The sequence below is a fragment of the Comamonas sp. GCA5 genome (assembly GCF_036541385.1).
Classification (GTDB): Bacteria; Pseudomonadota; Gammaproteobacteria; order Burkholderiales; family Burkholderiaceae_C; genus Comamonas; species Comamonas aquatica.
This window is the reverse complement of the sequence record NZ_JAZHFR010000246.1, coordinates 1-378: the sequence shown is the minus strand read 5'-3', so window position 1 is coordinate 378 and position 378 is coordinate 1. Positions and strand designations below refer to the sequence as shown.

Sequence of the window (378 nt, the reverse complement as noted above, 5' to 3'; positions counted from 1 at the left end):
CGTTTTTGTTAAATACAGGACTTCCAGAGTTTCCGCCTGTGATGTCGTTGGTAGAAAGGAATGCAATATTGAGATTTCCATTCACACCATATTTGCCGAAATCTTTACGCTTTACCAAATCCAGAATATCTTTTTGCAGATTAAACTCATCTGAGTTCGGGTCATACTTTTCAAGCAGACCTTTATCTGTGGTGTAGTATCTATATGTCACAGCATCGGCAGGTTCGTATCTCTTGATAGAACCATAGCTCATACGCATTGTAAAGTTAGCGTCGCTGGGCATAAGTCTTTTGGGATCCATCTCACGACGTCCGGCAAAGTACAAGCGATTACCCTTTCAATAGCCATAGCATAAGCTTCGTTTTCCGTCTGTAATTT

The 378-nt window shown here is 41.0% G+C and carries 1 protein-coding gene; it reads right to left on the bottom strand.

Annotated features, from left to right (window positions below; translation table 11 throughout):
- The coding region (locus tag SJH88_RS19505; RefSeq protein WP_274755425.1) for a S46 family peptidase at positions 1-325 on the bottom strand (325 nt) is incomplete at its 3' end.
- Between the last annotated feature and the right edge of the window lie 53 nt (positions 326-378).